The following is a 17834-nucleotide window of genomic DNA, read 5'->3' as shown; positions in this document are numbered from 1 at the left end:
TCCCATGGAGATTCCTCCCCAGCGTGACCTGCCCCGCTTCATCGCGGCCGCCGTACAGGCCGCCCCCGTCTACCTCGATCCCGCCGCCACCGTCGACAAGGCCGTCGCCCTGATCGCCGAGGCCGCCGGGAAGGGCGCCGAACTCGTCGTCTTCCCGGAGGCGTTCGTCCCCGGGTACCCGTACTGGAACTGGACGATGAACCCGGTCCAGGGCTCGCCCTGGTTCGAGCGCCTGCAGCGCGCCTCCATCGACATCCCCGGCCCGCACGTCGACACCCTGCGCGCGGCGGCCCGCCAGTACGGGATCGTCCTCGTCATCGGCGTCAACGAGCGCGCACCGCACAGCCTGGGCGTGCTCTACAACACCCTGCTCACCATCGGCCCCGACGGCGAACTGCTCGGCGTGCACCGCAAGCTGGTGCCCACCTGGGCCGAGAAGCTCACCTGGACCGGTGGCGACGGCAGTTCCCTGCGCGTGCACCCGACCCCCGTCGGCCCGCTCGGCGCCCTCGCCTGCGGGGAGAACACCAACACCCTGGCCCGCTTCTCGCTCCTGGCGCAGGGCGAACTCGTGCACGCGGCCTGCTACATCGCCCTGCCGGTGGCACCCGCCGACTACGACATGGCCGACGCCATCGCCGTACGGACCGCCGCCCACAGCTTCGAGGGCAAGGTCTTCTCCGTCGTCGCCTGCTCGACCGTCTCCCCCGAGATCGTCGACGCCGTCGCCGGGGAGGACGAGGAGGTCCGGGCCCTGTTCAACCGCCCGCGCAGCGCCCTGTCCGGGATCTTCGGCCCGGACGGCCGCCCGGTCACGGAGCCGCTCGTCGACGTCGAGGGCATCGTCTACGCCGAGATCGACCTGGCCCGGTGCATCCAGCCCAAGCAGATGCACGACATCACCGGGCACTACAACCGCTTCGACGTCTTCCGCCTCGAAGTCGACAACCGCCCGCGCCTGCCGATCACTTTCACCGCCCCGCCGGCCGCGCCGCCCCGGTCCGCACCACTGTCCGCGCCGCTGACCGCCACCCCCGAGGAGGGCTCATGACCACCGAACAGGACGACACCGCACTCGGCCGCGCCCGGGTGTCCGACACCCCCGAACTCACCGCCTACTACGCCGAGCTCGAGGCCCTGGAGGCCGGCGCGCTGTGGACCGTGGCCAATGACATCGAGCCCTGGTACCCGCAGCCCAAGTCCGTTCCGGTGCTGTGGCGTTACGAGGAGCTGCGGCCACTGGTCCACAAGGCCCTGGACCTCGTCCGGGCCGATGACGCGGGCCGCCGCGTCGTGATGCTGGTCAACCCCGGCCGCAGGGACGTCAGTGCGGCCGCCGGGCTCCTCTACACCGGCCTGCAGATCATGGGCCCGGGCGAGGCGATGACCGCCCACCGCCACCAGGCCGCGGCCCTGCGCTTCGTGCACGAGGGCACCGGGGCGTGGACCATCGTGGACGGACAGAAGCTCAAGGTCGGCCCCCGCGACTTCGCCATCACCCCGAACGGCACCTGGCACGAGCACGGCAACGACGGGACCGACGCCCCGGTGATCTGGCAGGACGGCCTGGACATCCCGCTGGTCAACGCCCTGGACGCGGGGTTCTACGAGGTCCACCCCGAGCTGTACCAGCGGCCCGGGAAGGTGGTCAACTCCTCGGTGCTCACCTACGCCGCGAACCTGCTCCCGTACGGCGCCGAGAAGTGGAGCCGACCCTACTCCCCGCTGCTGGCCTACCCGTGGGAGCCGACGTACGAGGCCCTGCTCGGCCTGGCCAAGGCCACCGGTGGCTCCCCGTACGACGGGATCATCGCCGAGTACACCAACCCGGTGACCGGCGGCTCGGTCATGCCCACCATGGGCGCGCACATGCAGCTGCTGCTCCCGGGCCAGGCCACCAAGGCACACCGGCACACCGGTTCGGTGATCTACACGGCCGCCAAGGGGCACGGTGTCTCGGTGGTCGCCGGGCAGCGCTTCGAGTGGAAGCAGGGCGATGTCTTCTGCGTCCCGTCCTGGGCCTGGCACGAGCACCGCAACCTCGACGCGTCCGAGGACGCCTGCCTGTTCTCGTTCAACGACTTCCCGGTGATGCGCTCCCTCGGTTTCCACCGCGAAGAGGCGTACCCGGACAACGACGGGAACCAGCCCGCCTCCTGAGCCGCGCCGCCGCACCGGACCGCCGGCCCTGACACCGGTCCCGTGCCGGCCGCGCACACGGACCGGTGCCGGGGGTGACGCGTGTACACCTTCGACGCTGCCGCGGGTCCACCTCATACTGCGACCCCCGGTATCTCCACACGGTAGATCGTCGGCAGCGTCAGATGTGTATACGCGCCAGCCCGCCGCCGGCGCCGCGCGCACCCCCGCCGCCGGCGCCGCGCGCACCCTCGCCAACGGCACCAGCGGGGCGCGCCTCCATCCGTACGCGGACCTCCAGCCCGCCGGCACCCGCGCCGCCGACCTCAAGTCCCTCGGCTACACCAGCCCCGGATCGGCGGGGTGATCACCACGAAGCAGATCCTGCACGCCCGGTTCCACTTCCCGGCCGCCGATGCCGGGCTCTACGGGCAACTCCTCGACCTCGCCGGGAACATCACCCCCCGGGTCCAGCCGATCCCGCCCGACGCCGCCGACCTCGACATCACCGGCGCCCTGCGCTACTGGCAGTGCGGCGCCGAGGACCTGGCCGCCCTGCTGCGGATGCGGACCATCGGCCTGCACGGCGTGCGGACGACCTGCGCCGTTGCGCCCAACCGCATGCTCGCGGCGATGACGGCCGCCTCCACGCCCTTCGGCGCCGCCGCCGTCCTCACCGAGGAGGAGGTCACCGACTGGCTGCGGCCCCGCCCGGTCGCCGCCCTCCACGGAGTCGGCCCCGCCACCGCCGCCTCGCTGGCCGCGTACGGACTGCACACCATCGGCGACCTCGCCGACGCGCCGCTGCCCGCCCTGACCAGGATCTTCGGCTCGGCCACCGGCCGCGCCCTGCACGCCCGCGCCCACGGCCAGGACCTCCGCCCGGTCGACGCCCACCCCGTGCCCAAGTCCCTCAGCGCCGGCCACCCCTTCGAGGCCGACTGCCTCGACGCGGACCAGCACCACCGCGCCCTCCTCGGCCTCGCCCACCGGCTCGGCGCGAGCCTGCGTGACGAGGACCGGGCGGCCACCGGCCTCACCCTCACCGTCCGCTACGCCGACCGCAGCACCTCCACCCGGACCCGGACCCTGACCGAACCCACCAACCACACCCGCCCCCTGACCGGCACCGCCTACGAGCTGTACGGGCTCCTCGGCCTCCAACGCGCACGCGTACGCTCCTTCGACCTCCGGGCCGAGGCCCTGTGCCCCGCCTCCGAGGCCAGGCGGCAGCTCACCTTCGACGCGGCCGACGACCAGGCGCTCGCGGTCGAGGCCGCCGCCGACCGGGCCCGGGCCCGCTACGGCCCCGACGCCGTCAGACCGGCGACCCTCGCGGGCACCGTGACACGGTGAACCCTTCCGGTCACAGCACTAGACCGGCTGTTCGCCGGCCAGCGAAGGGGCCGCCCGGCGGGCGAACTCCTCGAAGGTGTGGGGCTCACGGCCCGTCAGGTGCCGCACCGCGCTGGTGGTGGAGGTGTTCAACCCGCCGCGCAGCGCCCCGAAGACGGCCACCACCTGCTCCGCCAGCCACTGCGGCAGACCGGCCTGGGTCATCGCGGCGGCCGCCGCCTCGCCCGGTACGTCCACGTACTCGATCGGGCGGCCCAGGGCACTCGACAGACGTCGCGCGACCTCGGTGTAGGTGATCGCCTCCGGGCCGGTGAGGACGTGCGTGCTGCCGTCGTGCTCGGCCGTGACCAGCGCCGCGGCAGCGGCGGTGGCGACGTCGTGCGGATCGACCATCGCGATGCGCGCGTCACCGGCGGGGAGGAAGAAGCGGCCGGCCTGCCGGATGGTCGCGGCGGAACCGAGGACGTTCGACATCATGTGGCTCGAGCGCAGCACCACCGCCGGGATGCCCGAGCCGCGCAGGTGCTGCTCGATGCGGCCGTGCTGGTCCAAGAAGACCGTCGGGGAACCGGCCTCCGCCCCGATCGTGGACAGCATGACCACCTGCCGGACACCCGCGGCCGCCGCCGCGTCGATCGCGTTCGTCCCGTATTCGACCTGCCGGGGGTCGTTCGCGCAGAGGAGGAACATGCGATCGATACCGTCGAGAGCCCGCCGGACAGACTCCGGTTCGGCGAAGTCGCCCTGCGCCAGCTCGGTCCCGCCGCCGAGCACGGCAGCCGCACGATCCGGGTCACGGACGAAGGCGCGGACCGGGATGCCGCGCCCGCCCAGCTCCGTGACGACCCTCGAGCCGATCTTCCCTGCCGCGCCCGTCACCAGCACCGTCGCCATCTACGCCCACTCTCCGGGATCGAACTGAGCAGCCCAAAGTATCCGAAGGGTGACACCGAGTCGCGAAGGGGCGCCGACAAGTACTCCAGCAGTCGTGATCGTGGTTCGTGCCGGGGACAATGTGGCGGCATGAGGATCAACCTGACGAGCGTCCTGGTCGACGACCAGGCCAAGGCCCTGCGCTTCTACACCGAGGTGCTCGGCTTCGAGAAGAAGACGGACATTCCGATGGGGGAGGTGTCCTGGCTCACGGTCGTCTCCCCGGAGCAGCCGGACGGCACCGAGCTGGTCCTGGAGCCCGGCGACCACCGCGCGGTCCGACCCTTCAAGGAGGCCCTCTTCGCCGACGGCATCCCGTGGACCTCCTTCGCCGTCGACGACGTCCACGCCGAGTTCGCCCGGCTGACCGGGCTCGGCGTCCGCTTCACGCAGGACCCGCAGGCGGCGGGTCCGGTCACCACGGCAGTCTTCGACGACACCTGCGGGAATCTGATCCAGATCGCGCACATGCGGACCGAATGAGCGCGGAGCCCGGAGTCCCGAAAGTGAAACCTGAAAGCTGACATACGAAAAACACCCCGGACTGATTGAGGCCGGGGTGTTCGTCTGTGTATATTTGAGGTTTCACATCTTCGCCGAGCGATGATGTGAAGAAGCTTATGGGGACACTGTATCGCGTCAGGAGTGGAATTGTCAACCGAAGAATTCCGGAATGAGCAGCAATTCATCACCGCTCTCTATGCGCGCCTCGACGATCTGCGTGACGAGGCCGAACGCGCCGTACAGGGCGCCCTCGGCACCGCCGCGAGCGGGTTCCAGGCGCGGCTGGAACGGGATGTCGTGGTCGCCGAGCAGTCCGGTCTGCTTTCCGCTCTGGACTCGGGCGAGAACGGCCTGTGTTTCGGCAGGCTCGATTTCTCCGACGGCGCGGACCACCACATCGGCCGTATCGGAATCAGGCAGGACGACCGGGACCGCACGCCCCTCGTCATCGACTGGCGGGCCGATGTGGCGCGCCCGTTCTACCTCGCGACCGGGTATTCCCCCATGGGCCTGCGCCGACGCCGCCACCTCACCACCCAGGGCCGCCGGGTAACGGCCCTGCACGACGAGATCCTCGACCTCGCCGACACCGAGCGCACGGGCCACGAGGGCGCCGACGCGGACGCGGTGCTGCTCTCCGCCCTCGATGCCGCCCGCACCGGCCGGATGCACGACATCGTGCAGACCATCCAGGCCGAACAGGACCGGGTCATCCGCTCCACCCACCGCGGGATCCTCGTCGTCGAGGGCGGACCGGGCACCGGCAAGACCGCCGTCGCCCTGCACCGGGCCGCCTACCTCCTCTACGCGCACCGCGAGCTGCTCGCCAAGCGCGGCGTGCTGATCGTCGGGCCGAACCCGGCCTTCCTCGGCTACATCGGCGAGGTCCTCCCGGCCCTCGGCGAGACCGGAGTGCTGCTCGCCACCCCGGGCGAGCTGTTCCCGGGCGTCCGCGCGACCGGCCGCGACCGCCCCGGTGCCGCGGCGGTCAAGGGGCGCGTGGAGATGGCCGGGGTCCTCGCGCGCGTCGTGGGCGACCGCCAGACGCTGCCCGAGACCGTGCCCGCCGGCAGCGGAGAGGACGCCGACGTCGTGCCCGAACCGGCCCTGGAGATCGACCACGACGACTACGGGACGCTGCTGCTCGACCGGACCATGGCCCACGAGGCCCGGGACCGGGCCCGCGCCACCGGGCTGCCGCACAACCTGGCGCGCCCGTACTTCGCCTTCCGGATCATCGACGCGCTCACGGAGCAACTCGCCGACCGGCTCGGCGCCGACCCGTACGGCGGCCCCAACCTGCTCGGCCCCGACGACATCGCGCAGCTGGGCAAGGAGATCGCGACCAGCGCCGAGGTGCACGCCGCCATCGACACGCTGTGGCCCCCGCTCACGCCCCGGCGGCTGATCGCCGACTACCTCGCCGATCCCACCCACCTCCCCGAGCGGGAGGCCGACTTGATCCGGCGCACGACGACGGGCGACGCGGACTGGACACCGGCGGACGTCCCGCTGCTGGACGAGGCCGCCGAGCTGCTCGGGGTCGACGACACCGCGCGGCGCGCCGCCGAGGAGCGCGAGCGCCTGGAGCGCGTCGCCTACGCGCAGGGCGTCCTGGACCTGTCGGCGGGCTCGGAGAGCTACGAGTTCGAGGACATGGAGAACGAGTTCCTCGCGGCCCACGACATCATCGACGCCGAACGCATGGCCGAGCGGCAGGAGGAGGAGGACCACCGCAGCGCGGCCGAACGGGCCGCCGCCGACCGGACCTGGGCCTTCGGCCACGTCATCGTGGACGAGGCGCAGGAGCTGTCCGCCATGGCGTGGCGACTGCTGATGAGGCGCTGCCCGACCCGCTCCATGACCCTGGTGGGCGACCCGGCCCAGACCGGCGACGAGGCCGGCTGCGGCTCCTGGCAGCGGATCCTCGCCCCCTATGTCGAGGACCGCTGGGAGCTGGTCCGCCTCGGCGTCAACTACCGCACCCCCGTAGAGATCATGGACCTCGCGGCCGCCGTCCTGCGGGCCCGCCACCCCGGCTTCGAGCCGCCGAGCTCGATCCGCTCCACGGGGCGGCGGCCCTGGGTGCGGCGGACGGACGACCTCGCCGCGGCGCTCGCCGAGGCGGTACGGGACTGCGCCCCGGCCGAGGGCCGCCTCGCGGTGATCGCCCCGCGCCCGCTGCACGAGGCGCTCGCGGCCGCGCTGCCCGGCGTACGGGCGGGGGAGGAGCCGGACCTGACCCGCCCGGTCGTCCTGCTGGATCCGCGCCAGGCCAAGGGGCTGGAGTTCGACACCGTGCTCGTCGTGGAACCGGCGGACCACGAGCCCAGCGACCTCTACGTGGCCCTGACGCGCGCCACCCAGACCCTGGGGGTGCTGCACACCGGCCGGCTTCCGCAGGGCCTGGCCGAACAGCCCCCTTGCGCCCCGGGACGGCCTTTTCTCCGGGACCGGGACCCGCCGCCCGAAGCGCTCCCGCAGCCACCAGGCCCCCGCCGCTTCAGAACTAACACAGTGGACGCGAGCAACTGAGGACAAGCCCTCGGCCTATTAGTACCAGTCAGCTCCACCCGTTACCGGGCTTCCACATCTGGCCTATCAACCCAGTCGTCTACTGGGAGCCTTACCCTCTCAAGGAGGTGGGAATACTCATCTTGAAGCAGGCTTCCCGCTTAGATGCTTTCAGCGGTTATCCCTCCCGAACGTAGCCAACCAGCCATGCCCTTGGCAGGACAACTGGCACACCAGAGGTTCGTCCGTCCCGGTCCTCTCGTACTAGGGACAGCCCTTCTCAATATTCCTACGCGCACAGCGGATAGGGACCGAACTGTCTCACGACGTTCTAAACCCAGCTCGCGTACCGCTTTAATGGGCGAACAGCCCAACCCTTGGGACCGACTCCAGCCCCAGGATGCGACGAGCCGACATCGAGGTGCCAAACCATCCCGTCGATATGGACTCTTGGGGAAGATCAGCCTGTTATCCCCGGGGTACCTTTTATCCGTTGAGCGACGGCGCTTCCACAAGCCACCGCCGGATCACTAGTCCCGACTTTCGTCCCTGCTCGACCCGTCGGTCTCACAGTCAAGCTCCCTTGTGCACTTACACTCAACACCTGATTGCCAACCAGGCTGAGGGAACCTTTGGGCGCCTCCGTTACTTTTTGGGAGGCAACCGCCCCAGTTAAACTACCCATCAGACACTGTCCCTGATCCGGATCACGGACCGAGGTTAGACATCCAGCACGACCAGAGTGGTATTTCAACGACGACTCCACAACCACTGGCGTGGCCGCTTCAAAGTCTCCCACCTATCCTACACAAGCCGAACCGAACACCAATATCAAACTATAGTAAAGGTCCCGGGGTCTTTCCGTCCTGCTGCGCGAAACGAGCATCTTTACTCGTAGTGCAATTTCACCGGGCCTATGGTTGAGACAGTCGAGAAGTCGTTACGCCATTCGTGCAGGTCGGAACTTACCCGACAAGGAATTTCGCTACCTTAGGATGGTTATAGTTACCACCGCCGTTTACTGGCGCTTAAGTTCTCAGCTTCGCCACACCGAAATGTGACTAACCGGTCCCCTTAACGTTCCAGCACCGGGCAGGCGTCAGTCCGTATACATCGCCTTACGGCTTCGCACGGACCTGTGTTTTTAGTAAACAGTCGCTTCTCGCTGGTCTCTGCGGCCACCCCCAGCTCACGGAGTAAATCCGATCACCAGTGATGGCCCCCCTTCTCCCGAAGTTACGGGGGCATTTTGCCGAGTTCCTTAACCATAGTTCACCCGAACGCCTCGGTATTCTCTACCTGACCACCTGAGTCGGTTTAGGGTACGGGCCGCCATGAAACTCGCTAGAGGCTTTTCTCGACAGCATAGGATCATCCACTTCACCACAATCGGCTCGGCATCAGGTCTCAGCCTTAATGAGGGACGGATTTGCCTACCCCTCGGCCTACACCCTTACCCCGGGACTACCACCGCCCGGGCTGGACTACCTTCCTGCGTCACCCCATCGCTTACCTACTACAAGTCTGGTTCGCCGGCTCCACCACTTTCCTTTCCCCGAAGGGTCCGGAACGGCTTCACGGACTTAGCATCGCCTGATTCGATATTGGGCGTTTCAAAGCGGGTACCGGAATATCAACCGGTTGTCCATCGACTACGCCTGTCGGCCTCGCCTTAGGTCCCGACTTACCCTGGGCAGATCAGCTTGACCCAGGAACCCTTAGTCAATCGGCGCACACGTTTCTCACGTGTGTATCGCTACTCATGCCTGCATTCTCACTCGTGAACCGTCCACAACTAGCTTCCGCTGCTGCTTCACCCGGCACACGACGCTCCCCTACCCATCACAGCGGGCGTTGGCCCTATTGCTGCAATGACACGACTTCGGCGGTACGCTTGAGCCCCGCTACATTGTCGGCGCGGAATCACTTGACCAGTGAGCTATTACGCACTCTTTCAAGGGTGGCTGCTTCTAAGCCAACCTCCTGGTTGTCTGTGCGACTCCACATCCTTTCCCACTTAGCGTACGCTTAGGGGCCTTAGTCGATGCTCTGGGCTGTTTCCCTCTCGACCATGGAGCTTATCCCCCACAGTCTCACTGCCACGCTCTCACTTACCGGCATTCGGAGTTTGGCTAAGGTCAGTAACCCGGTAGGGCCCATCGCCTATCCAGTGCTCTACCTCCGGCAAGAAACACGTGACGCTGCACCTAAATGCATTTCGGGGAGAACCAGCTATCACGGAGTTTGATTGGCCTTTCACCCCTAACCACAGGTCATCCCCCAGGTTTTCAACCCTGGTGGGTTCGGTCCTCCACGAAGTCTTACCTCCGCTTCAACCTGCCCATGGCTAGATCACTCCGCTTCGGGTCTAGAGCGTGCAACTCAATCGCCCTATTCGGACTCGCTTTCGCTACGGCTTCCCCACACGGGTTAACCTCGCTACACACCGCTAACTCGCAGGCTCATTCTTCAAAAGGCACGCAGTCACGACCGTTATTCCGAAGAATAACGGCGACGCTCCCACGGCTTGTAGGCACACGGTTTCAGGTACTATTTCACTCCGCTCCCGCGGTACTTTTCACCATTCCCTCACGGTACTATCCGCTATCGGTCACCAGGGAATATTTAGGCTTAGCGGGTGGTCCCGCCAGATTCACACGGGATTTCTCGGGCCCCGTGCTACTTGGGAGATTCTTAAGCAAGCCGCTGATGTTTCGTCTACGGGGGTCTTACCCTCTACGCCGGACCTTTCGCATGTCCTTCGACTACATCAACGGTTTCTGACTCGCCGACCGGCCGGCAGACCGATCAAAAGAATTCCCACAACCCCGCATGCGCAACCCCTGCCGGGTATCACACGCATACGGTTTGGCCTCATCCGGTTTCGCTCGCCACTACTCCCGGAATCACGGTTGTTTTCTCTTCCTGCGGGTACTGAGATGTTTCACTTCCCCGCGTTCCCTCCACACTGCCTATGTGTTCAGCAGTGGGTGACAGCCCATGACGACTGCCGGGTTTCCCCATTCGGACACCCCCGGATCAAAGCTCAGTTGGCAGCTCCCCGGGGCCTATCGCGGCCTCTCACGTCCTTCATCGGTTCCTGGTGCCAAGGCATCCACCGTGTGCCCTTAAAAACTTGGCCTACAGATGCTCGCGTCCACTGTGTAGTTCTCAAGCAACGACCAGTCACCCATCACCCTGACCCTGAGGTCAAGTTCACTGGGGCCGGCATCACAGAAGGCATGACCTTACGGCCGTACCCTCAGATACCCAACAACGTGCCAAGCACGATCCCCCGTCAGTGAGTCACTTTCCACGCCGAAGCAGTACTTGTGATCCATCCAGGAAACCGTGCCAACTAATCAACGTTCCACCCTGAGCTGACCGTGCAGAACGTTTGTCTGCAATCGGTACTGTGCTCCTTAGAAAGGAGGTGATCCAGCCGCACCTTCCGGTACGGCTACCTTGTTACGACTTCGTCCCAATCGCCAGTCCCACCTTCGACAGCTCCCTCCCTTACGGGTTGGGCCACCGGCTTCGGGTGTTACCGACTTTCGTGACGTGACGGGCGGTGTGTACAAGGCCCGGGAACGTATTCACCGCAGCAATGCTGATCTGCGATTACTAGCAACTCCGACTTCATGGGGTCGAGTTGCAGACCCCAATCCGAACTGAGACCGGCTTTTTGAGATTCGCTCCACCTCACGGTATCGCAGCTCATTGTACCGGCCATTGTAGCACGTGTGCAGCCCAAGACATAAGGGGCATGATGACTTGACGTCGTCCCCACCTTCCTCCGAGTTGACCCCGGCGGTCTCCTGTGAGTCCCCATCACCCCGAAGGGCATGCTGGCAACACAGGACAAGGGTTGCGCTCGTTGCGGGACTTAACCCAACATCTCACGACACGAGCTGACGACAGCCATGCACCACCTGTATACCGACCACAAGGGGGGCACTATCTCTAGTGCTTTCCGGTATATGTCAAGCCTTGGTAAGGTTCTTCGCGTTGCGTCGAATTAAGCCACATGCTCCGCTGCTTGTGCGGGCCCCCGTCAATTCCTTTGAGTTTTAGCCTTGCGGCCGTACTCCCCAGGCGGGGAACTTAATGCGTTAGCTGCGGCACCGACGACGTGGAATGTCGCCAACACCTAGTTCCCAACGTTTACGGCGTGGACTACCAGGGTATCTAATCCTGTTCGCTCCCCACGCTTTCGCTCCTCAGCGTCAGTAATGGCCCAGAGATCCGCCTTCGCCACCGGTGTTCCTCCTGATATCTGCGCATTTCACCGCTACACCAGGAATTCCGATCTCCCCTACCACACTCTAGCTAGCCCGTATCGAATGCAGACCCGAGGTTAAGCCTCGGGCTTTCACATCCGACGTGACAAGCCGCCTACGAGCTCTTTACGCCCAATAATTCCGGACAACGCTTGCGCCCTACGTATTACCGCGGCTGCTGGCACGTAGTTAGCCGGCGCTTCTTCTGCAGGTACCGTCACTTTCGCTTCTTCCCTGCTGAAAGAGGTTTACAACCCGAAGGCCGTCATCCCTCACGCGGCGTCGCTGCATCAGGCTTTCGCCCATTGTGCAATATTCCCCACTGCTGCCTCCCGTAGGAGTCTGGGCCGTGTCTCAGTCCCAGTGTGGCCGGTCGCCCTCTCAGGCCGGCTACCCGTCGTCGCCTTGGTGGGCCATTACCCCACCAACAAGCTGATAGGCCGCGGGCTCATCCTTCACCGCCGGAGCTTTTAACCCCCGCCCATGCAGGCAGGAGTGTTATCCGGTATTAGACCCCGTTTCCAGGGCTTGTCCCAGAGTGAAGGGCAGATTGCCCACGTGTTACTCACCCGTTCGCCACTAATCCACCCCGAAGGGCTTCATCGTTCGACTTGCATGTGTTAAGCACGCCGCCAGCGTTCGTCCTGAGCCAGGATCAAACTCTCCATGAATGTTTACCCGTAATCGGGTGCACACGCACTTAGAGCGGGACAGTCATGTCGGAATAAGACCGACCGTCCACTGCATCCTCGCTGTGTAATTGCCTGCAAGCATCACGGCAGAACCGCGACCTCACAGGTCTTTTTCAAAGGAACCTCATCCACCGAAATGGACGGGGTATCAACTTTTTGGCGTTGATTTTTGGCACGCTGTTGAGTTCTCAAGGAACGGACGCTTCCTTTGTGTGCTGACCGCGGGGATCGTGCTGCTGGTCGTGGTGCTGGCGCTGCTGGGCTGGCTGCTGCTGAAGGACCTGCGGAACACCGGCGGGCCCGGCACGGCGACCCCGACGAGCACGCCGTCCACGACACCGGAGGGCTCGCCGTCCCCGACCCCCTCGCCGAGCCCTTCGCCCTCGGGCTCCCCCTCGGCCTCGCCTTCCGCGTCCGCGTCCGCCGGTCCCCCGCCCGGCGTGACCGTGTCCGCCGTGCAGGCGGTCCGGGACGGCTACCGGGGCAGCTGCCCGCCGCCCGCCGGAGAGGCGCCCGCCTTCGCCGCCACCCTCGCCGTGGACCGCGTACCGGCGGCGCTGGAGTACCGGTGGGCCACGCGCAGCGGGGTGACCACCGGGCCGGGCTGGCAGTCCGTCACGTATCCGGAGGGCGGGCCGGCGAGCGTACGGCTGGAGCACACCGAGCTGACGAACTACCCGGGGGCGACCTTCGAGGACGCGGTGCGGCTCGAGGTCCGGGGTCCCGCCGAGGCGGCTTCGGCTTGGCTGGAGTTCTCGGTGACGTGCGAGGAGGAGGATCCGACGGGCGGAGCCTCCTCCCCCGGAACGGCCGGACCGACCGGTTCCGCGTCACCGGCGCCGGGCCCGACGCCCAGCCCGTGACCGCCGGACCCGCCTCGGGCCGCGGCCGTCAGGCCGTCAGGCCGTCAGGCCATGGCCGTCACGTCGTCAGGCCATGACCGTCAGGCCGTCACACGGCGCCGGTGAGGACCGGCAGGTAGCCGCCGGACTGTCCGGCGGCCGTCGGGTGGTACGACTCGCTGACGTTCAGCCAGTTGAGGCTGTGCAGCCACGCGCTGCCGGAGCAGATCTCGTGGCCGGTGAAGGCGCCCGCGACCGAGGCGAAGGCGAAGCCGTGGTTGGCGGCGCGCTTGGAGATGGCGGTGTTGAGGTGGTCGGCCGCGCCGTTGATGGCCGTGCGCTCGCCCTCCGTGAGTCCTGCGACGCAGTTGCCGTTGAGCTTGTAGAAGCGGGGATAGCCGAGGACGACCACGCGGGCGCCCGGGGACCGGCTGTGGATGGCGTTGTAGACCTGGTCGAGCTGGCCGGGGAGGGTGGAGTCGACGTAGGCCTTGGCCTGGTTGACGCGGCTGACGCAGGTGGACTCGGACTGGAGCACACAGGTCGTCATGACGTCGGAGAAGCCCGCGTCGTTGCCACCGATGGTGATGCTGACCAGGTCGGTGCCGGCGTTCAGCGGGGTGAGCTGGTTGTTCATCACGTCACCGGTGCGGGCACCGGAGCAGGCGGCGAAGGAGAAGGTCTGCGGAGCGTGGGCGGCGGCCCAGAGCGCCGGGTAGGCACGGGTGGTGCGCTTGCAGTTGCCGCTGGCGCTGTCGTAGTTGCCGGCGCCGAGGCCGGAGGAGTACGAGTCGCCGAGGGCGACGTAGCCGAAGTCGGCGGCGGCGCCGGCCGGTCCGGCGCCGAACAGGGCCGCTCCCGCGGCGAGTAACAGGGCAGAGGCCAAGGCTGCGAAACGAGGCATTCTCATGCTCATGTGTGCGGCTCCTTGTGGGGGGTTGCTCCGGAGTTACTCCTGAGTCCGTGGTACAAGGAGCCGAGGTCCGCTGGAAGTGTTCATGCCAAGAATATTCGGCGCAGAGATGCGGCCCGAATCTTCACCCGCACGGCGTTTGAAGAGGGAATTCCGCCACCCGATCCGGCGAAACACGGGTGCATGAGGCCAGTTCGTGCCGGATCATGGGCGCCATGCCAGCCAACCCCCAGGACGCACTGCCGATCCGGCTCAACGTCGACGACAGCGACTCCCCGTCGGACGTGGTCGACGCGCTGTTCCTCGGCCGTTTCGCGTCGGGCGAGCAGCCCTACTCGCACAGTGTGTCGATCGACCGGGTGAAGGCCGGCGCGACCCTCCTGCCGCCCCGCGCCACCGTGTTGCGCTCCGCTCGCGACAGCGACCGCAGCGCGACGCTCGCCGAGGGCGAGGGGTGGACCATGCTCGTCTCCCGCTGGAGCCGCGGCGCGGACGTCACGGTGACGGCCGTCAGCGACGAACTCGCCGCCGGAGTGCTCGGCGAGGCCACGCAGGACGCCCAGGACGAGCCCGAACCGCAGCCCGAGAACGTCGCGATGGGGTTCTGGTACGTCTCCCCGCGCCGCGGCCCGTACCGCACGACCCGGCAGATCGCGGCCGGCACCTGGGCGGAGGTGCGGGCCAACTACACCGCGCCGGTGGCCGGGGCGATGGACCGGCTGATGAAGATCACCCCGGAGGACATCGCGGGCCGGCTGCTCCTGCTGCACGGCCCGCCGGGAACGGGGAAGACCTCCGCCCTGCGCACGCTCGCCCGGTCCTGGCGGGACTGGTGCCAGGTGGACTGCGTACTGGACCCGGAGCGGCTGTTCAACGACGTGGGCTACCTGATGGACATCGCGATCGGCGAGGACGAGGGCACGGCGAAGGGCCGCTGGCGGCTGCTCCTGCTGGAGGACTGCGACGAGCTGATCCGCGGCGAGGCCCGGCACACCGCCGGGCAGGCGCTGTCACGGCTGCTCAACCTCACGGACGGGCTGCTCGGCCAGGGGCGCAACGTCCTGGTCGGCGTGACGACCAACGAGGACCTGGAGCGCCTCCACCCGGCGGTGGTCCGGCCCGGCCGCTGCCTGGCCCGGATCGAGGTCGGCCGCCTCACGCACCGCGAGGCGGTGGACTGGCTCGGCACGGACGAGGGAGTCTCCCGCGAGGGCGCGACGCTGGCGGAGCTCTACGCCCTGCGCCGCGGCGCGACGGGCCCCTCGGCCCTGCTGCCGCCGCAGGGGCACGACACCGAGGCGGGGCTCTACCTGTAGGGGGACGGCCCGCGGGGCGACGACAATGGGGGCGCGGCCGAAGGCCCCCGCCGGCCGCGCTAGTGCTGTGGCCGGAAAGGTTTGCCGGGTCGCGGTGTTCGGTGCGGTGCCTCTCCCCCAGCTACCGCCGGGAGGGGCCCCCGGGCGGAGGAGCACGCCTCGTACTGGACGTACCGGTGTGGTCCGACAACGCGGCGAGGTGCCGTGCCGGGCGCCGCGCCCCGGTGAACCCTTCCGGTCACAGCACTCGGCGACGCACCCTCCGGGGGACCCACGAACAGGAGAACGCACCGTGCTCGAACCGGCGCAGGAGAACCCCTTCCCCGACAGCCACGTCCTCGGCGAGGGTCCCGATCCGCATCCGCAACTCCAGCCGGTGCTGGGCCTCATCGGCCGCTGGCACGGGCGGGGAAGCGGCGAGTACCCGACCCTCGAGCACGGCTTCCGGTACGAGCAGGAGATCACCTTCAGCCACGACGGCAGGCCCTTCCTGCGCTACGAGTCGCGCGCGTGGCTGATCGACGCGTCCGGGACGGCCCTGCGCCCCGCGGGGCGGGAGGCCGGGTGGTGGCGGATCCTGCCGGACGCCTCCGTCGAGGTCACGCTCGCCCACCCGACGGGAATCGTCGAGACGTACGTCGGCCGGGTGTCCGGCACGGAGATCGAGATGGCGACCGAGACCGTGGGGCTGACCCCCCGGGCCAAGGAGGTCACCGGCATGCGCCGGCGGTACGCCCTCCAGGACGGCGGGCTGACGATCGTGCAGGAGATGGCGGCGGTGGGCCAGCCCATGACGCACCACCTCGAGGCACGGCTCCACCCGCGCAAGGACTGACCCGGGGGCCGGCCGGGGCCCGCACCGGACCTGCCGGAGACCGGACGGGCCACTCGGCGTACCGGACTGCTCGGCGTACCGGACTACTCCGCGTACCGGGCGCGCAGCGCGTCCAGCGACGCCGCCGTCGCCTCCTCGAAGGTCAGGCCCAGCCGCCGCGCCCGCTCCGCATAGGCCTGCGCGGCGGTGGCCGCCTCGCGGAAGGCCCCGTCGCCCGCCGCCGCGACGAAGCTGCCGGCCCGGCCCCGCGTCTCGATCACCCCGTCGGCCTCCAGCACCCGGTAGGCCTTGGCGACCGTGTTCGCCGCCAGCCCGAGCTCTTCCGCGAGGCCCCGCACCGTCGGCAGTTTGAATCCGGCGGGCAGCCGTCCCTCCCGCGCGCCCTCGGCGATCTGGGCGCGCAGCTGCTCGTACGGGGCCGCCGCACCGGCCGCGCCGTCGATGCGGATCTTCAGGTTCGTGGAAGTCGGTGTCACGCGGCCGATTGTCCCCCATCGGACCGGGCGGCGGCCCGAAATTCACGCGCGCGCTCCCCGACCCACCCGTACCGTCACGCACATGACCGCAACGATCCGGGACCTGCGCCCGAACGACCCGGACGACGCCGAGTCAGTGGTGCGCGTGCGCCGCTCGGCCCTGCCCTTCATGATCTGCACCGCGAGCGGAGTGGCCTTCGAGCTCGCCTCCGCCCACCCCGACAAGCGCTACCGCATCCTCGTCGCCGAGACCGGCGACGGCCGGGTGGCCGGCACGGCGCAGGTCGGCATCGCCTACACCAGCCCCGAGCCGGGGCAGGGCTTCGTCAACGCCTACGTAGACCCGGACCTGCGCGGACTCGGCGCCGGGCGCGCCCTGCTGCGCGCGGCCGAGGAGCACCTCGCCGCCGAGGGCGGGACGGACTCGTACGCCTGGGTCCTGGACGAGCCGGCCCACCGCGCCTTCGCCGAGCGCGCCGGCTACCGCGCCTCCCGGTCCGCGCACTTCCTGCGCCGCGACCTCGCCGGGGCCGGCCTGCCGGCCCTCCCCCGGGACCTGCCGGCCGGCGTCGAGCTGCGCCCCGGCTCCGCTTTCACCGCCGATCCGCGCCCGCTCTTCGAGGCCGACGCGGCGGCGAGCCTCGACGAACCGGGCGACGTCGTGACGGAGTTCGACGACTACGAGGACTGGCTCCGGCACACCTGGAACCACCCGTACCTCGACCGGGGCCTCACCACCGTGGTCCTGGTGGACGGCGAGGTGGCCGCCTTCACCGCCGCCCACACGGACGGGGTCACCCGCTACTCCTCCGCCATGACCGGCACCCTGCGCGCGTTCCGCGGCCGCGGGCTGGCCCGGCTCGCCAAGAGCGACTCGCTGCTGCGGGCCCGGGCGGCCGGCTACACGGAGGCGTTCACCGGGAACGACACCGGCAACGCCCCGATGCTGGCCGTCAACACCTGGTTCGGCTACGAGATCTGCGCGACCGAGACCCGTTTCACCAAGCGACTGCCCCGAGGAGAGAACCCGCGTT

The 17834-nt window shown here is 68.2% G+C and carries 13 protein-coding genes and 2 rRNA genes; 10 read left to right on the top strand and 5 right to left on the bottom strand.

The annotated features are described in order from the left end of the window. Positions 1-4: 4 nt before the first annotated feature. The 4 genes from DRB89_RS38760 to DRB89_RS38745 all read left to right on the top strand — a co-directional run bounded on the left by DRB89_RS38760 (position 5) and on the right by DRB89_RS38745 (position 3495). A complete protein-coding gene (locus DRB89_RS38760; RefSeq protein ID WP_112452638.1) occupies positions 5-1051 on the top strand; it encodes a carbon-nitrogen hydrolase family protein in 1047 nt (348 codons plus the stop codon). Then, the gene (locus DRB89_RS38755; RefSeq protein ID WP_112452637.1) at positions 1048-2160 is read left to right on the top strand and encodes a cupin domain-containing protein; all 1113 of its coding nucleotides are present in this window, start codon (positions 1048-1050) and stop codon (positions 2158-2160) included. The genes DRB89_RS38760 and DRB89_RS38755 overlap by 4 nt, the downstream gene beginning before the upstream one ends. Positions 2161-2326: 166 nt before the next feature. After that, the gene (locus DRB89_RS38750; RefSeq protein ID WP_112463658.1) at positions 2327-2506 is read left to right on the top strand and encodes a hypothetical protein; all 180 of its coding nucleotides are present in this window, start codon (positions 2327-2329) and stop codon (positions 2504-2506) included. After that, on the top strand, positions 2503-3495 hold the full coding sequence (locus tag DRB89_RS38745) for a hypothetical protein (RefSeq protein ID WP_343234834.1): 993 nt from the start codon (positions 2503-2505) through the stop codon (positions 3493-3495). Before DRB89_RS38750 ends, DRB89_RS38745 begins: the two co-directional genes overlap by 4 nt. Before the next feature lie 18 nt (positions 3496-3513). Here DRB89_RS38745 and DRB89_RS38740 read toward each other — a convergent pair whose 3' ends face one another. Further along, positions 3514-4389, bottom strand: a complete 876-nt coding sequence (locus DRB89_RS38740; RefSeq protein ID WP_112452676.1) for an NmrA family NAD(P)-binding protein — start codon at positions 4387-4389, stop codon at positions 3514-3516. Positions 4390-4518: 129 nt separating this feature from the next. Between DRB89_RS38740 and DRB89_RS38735 the strand changes: the two genes are divergently transcribed. Beyond that, positions 4519-4911: a VOC family protein gene (locus DRB89_RS38735; RefSeq protein ID WP_112452677.1), complete on the top strand. Its 393-nt coding sequence runs from the start codon at positions 4519-4521 to the stop codon at positions 4909-4911. A 168-nt stretch (positions 4912-5079) separates the two neighbouring features. Further along, a complete protein-coding gene (locus DRB89_RS38730; protein ID WP_239516592.1) occupies positions 5080-7467 on the top strand; it encodes a helicase in 2388 nt (795 codons plus the stop codon). Here DRB89_RS38730 and DRB89_RS38725 read toward each other — a convergent pair. Together DRB89_RS38725 and DRB89_RS38720 are read right to left on the bottom strand one after the other, a co-directional pair. Further along, a 23S ribosomal RNA gene (locus DRB89_RS38725) occupies positions 7466-10588 on the bottom strand. The two genes, DRB89_RS38730 and DRB89_RS38725, sit on opposite strands and share 2 nt — an antisense overlap. A gap of 284 nt (positions 10589-10872) precedes the next feature. Further along, positions 10873-12397: ribosomal RNA gene (locus DRB89_RS38720) — 16S ribosomal RNA — on the bottom strand. Together the 16S and 23S rRNA genes form the textbook arrangement of a ribosomal RNA operon. A 233-nt stretch (positions 12398-12630) precedes the next feature. On the opposite strand from DRB89_RS38720, the gene DRB89_RS38715 reads away from it, so the two are divergent. Further along, positions 12631-13281: a hypothetical protein gene (locus DRB89_RS38715; protein WP_112463657.1), complete on the top strand. Its 651-nt coding sequence runs from the start codon at positions 12631-12633 to the stop codon at positions 13279-13281. An 88-nt stretch (positions 13282-13369) separates the two neighbouring features. Here DRB89_RS38715 and DRB89_RS38710 read toward each other — a convergent pair whose 3' ends face one another. After that, the gene (locus DRB89_RS38710) at positions 13370-14170 is read right to left on the bottom strand and encodes an SGNH/GDSL hydrolase family protein (RefSeq protein WP_112453994.1); all 801 of its coding nucleotides are present in this window, start codon (positions 14168-14170) and stop codon (positions 13370-13372) included. A gap of 218 nt (positions 14171-14388) precedes the next feature. On the opposite strand from DRB89_RS38710, the gene DRB89_RS38705 reads away from it, so the two are divergent. Together DRB89_RS38705 and DRB89_RS38700 are read left to right on the top strand one after the other, a co-directional pair. Continuing rightward, positions 14389-15489, top strand: a complete 1101-nt coding sequence (locus DRB89_RS38705; RefSeq protein ID WP_112453996.1) for a DUF5925 domain-containing protein — start codon at positions 14389-14391, stop codon at positions 15487-15489. A 292-nt stretch (positions 15490-15781) separates the two neighbouring features. After that, positions 15782-16324, top strand: coding sequence for an FABP family protein (locus DRB89_RS38700; RefSeq protein ID WP_112451751.1), 543 nt, complete (start codon positions 15782-15784; stop codon positions 16322-16324). An 83-nt stretch (positions 16325-16407) separates the two neighbouring features. On the opposite strand, the gene DRB89_RS38695 is transcribed toward DRB89_RS38700, so the two are convergent. Continuing rightward, positions 16408-16800 carry a GntR family transcriptional regulator gene (locus DRB89_RS38695; RefSeq protein WP_112451752.1) on the bottom strand — a complete coding sequence of 131 codons (393 nt, stop codon included), beginning with the start codon at positions 16798-16800 and terminating at the stop codon, positions 16408-16410. Between the two features lie 82 nt (positions 16801-16882). Between DRB89_RS38695 and DRB89_RS38690 the strand changes: the two genes are divergently transcribed. Beyond that, positions 16883-17834 (top strand): GNAT family N-acetyltransferase (locus DRB89_RS38690; protein ID WP_162688907.1); only part of this gene is annotated, 952 nt, incomplete at its 3' end.

Origin of the sequence: Streptomyces sp. ICC4 (assembly GCF_003287915.1) — a bacterium.
GTDB classification, from domain to species: Bacteria; Actinomycetota; Actinomycetes; order Streptomycetales; family Streptomycetaceae; genus Streptomyces; species Streptomyces tritrimontium.
Note: the sequence above shows the minus strand (reverse complement) of the source record. Positions and strands in the feature narration are given on the sequence as shown.